Source organism: Deltaproteobacteria bacterium HGW-Deltaproteobacteria-6 (genome assembly GCA_002840435.1).
In the GTDB taxonomy this organism is placed as follows: Bacteria; Desulfobacterota; Syntrophia; order Syntrophales; family Smithellaceae; genus UBA8904.
Window position 1 is genome coordinate 1 of sequence record PHAT01000044.1, and the last position, 1221, is coordinate 1221.

The window sequence follows — 1221 nt, forward strand, 5'->3', positions numbered from 1 at the left end:
ACAAGATAGACTCCTTTAATTATTCCCGCTGGGCCGTCAATCCCGCGGACATGATAGCCGACCGGATTCTCGACGACATGACGGGAAGCGGTCTTTTCCAGACAGTTTTTTCCTATCAGGAAGTCCAGGAGGGACGCTTTATCGTTTCAGGCGGCATCGAAGAATTTCTGCTCAGCATCAATAAAAGCGGTAAGACCGCCATTATCAGGATGACCATCGCCCTGCAGGACTCCCGAGTGAATCGGGCTGGCAAAAGAACAATCTTTCAGAAAAAATATGTTCGGACGGAACCCCTGCAGGAATCTTCGCCACAAGGATATTGCGATGCTGCAAGTCGGGCCATGCAGCATCTCTCCCGGGAGATTATCAGCGATATTTACTCAGCAATCAAAAATGCTTCTCCATCAGCAGCGGATTCCCCATGAAAGAGATTTCTCTTCAGACCCGCGCACGCTTTGAGATGATCGACATCACCGCGGCAGTGCAGAAAGCGGCGCACGAGGCAAAAATTGATTCCGGCATCGGGCTGGTTTACACGCCCCACACCACCGCTGCGATAACGATCAACGAGAATGCCGACCCGGACGTGCCCCGTGACATTTTGGCGGCCCTTGACCGTGCCGTTCCGCTATCTTCGAATTACCGGCACGCGGAAGGCAATTCCGCTGCCCATGTCAAATCCTCGCTGGTCGGCGCGTCGGAAATGGTCATTATTGAAAATGGGCATGTGGTTTTAGGAACCTGGCAGTCGATATTCTTTTGTGAATTCGACGGACCGAGAACGAGAAAGGTCTTCGTGAAATTCTTCTCGTGATTAGGATGGTGAACGGTTCTTGGTTAGCCAATACCCACCATTGACTATGAACCATGAACTAGTTTTGTAGAACTTTCATCATCTGATCGTGTATCAACCCGTTGCTCGCAACAAGACCCGGTGAATAAAGATTCCATTTTCCACCGGCCAGATCAGAAATGACGCCTCCTGCTTCCGTAACCATCAAACAGCCCGCAGCGGTGTCCCAGGGTTTGAGTTTCAGCTCCCAGAAACCGTCAAACCGACCCGCGGCAAGATAGGCCAGATCCAATGCGGCGGCGCCGGCACGCCGGATGGCCTGCACCCTTACCGCCATCGCATTGAAAAAATCCAGATTATTATCCGCGCTGACCCGGATGTCATAAGGAAAACCCGTTGCCAAAAGACTGCGTGACAAATCACTCTCC

Annotated in this window: 3 protein-coding genes; 2 read left to right on the forward strand and 1 reads right to left on the reverse strand. The window is 51.8% G+C overall.

The genetic code is table 11. The features are described 5' to 3' along the window. Both CVU71_18695 and CVU71_18700 read left to right on the forward strand, forming a co-directional pair. Window positions 1-425: hypothetical protein (locus tag CVU71_18695; GenBank protein PKN16527.1), on the forward strand; the 425-nt coding region annotated here is incomplete at its 5' end. Continuing rightward, window positions 422-814 carry a hypothetical protein gene (locus CVU71_18700; protein PKN16528.1) on the forward strand — a complete coding sequence of 131 codons (393 nt, stop codon included), beginning with the start codon at window positions 422-424 and terminating at the stop codon, window positions 812-814. The genes CVU71_18695 and CVU71_18700, both read left to right, overlap by 4 nt. Before the next feature lie 58 nt (window positions 815-872). On the opposite strand, the gene CVU71_18705 is transcribed toward CVU71_18700, so the two are convergent. Next, window positions 873-1221: inositol monophosphatase (locus CVU71_18705; GenBank protein ID PKN16529.1), on the reverse strand; the 349-nt coding region annotated here is incomplete at its 5' end.

Excerpts from the sequence above, each read along its gene's own strand:
- CVU71_18700 (PKN16528.1), top strand. The coding sequence starts at position 422 with ATGAAAGAGATTTCTCTTCAGACCCGCGCACGCTTTGAGATGATCGAC.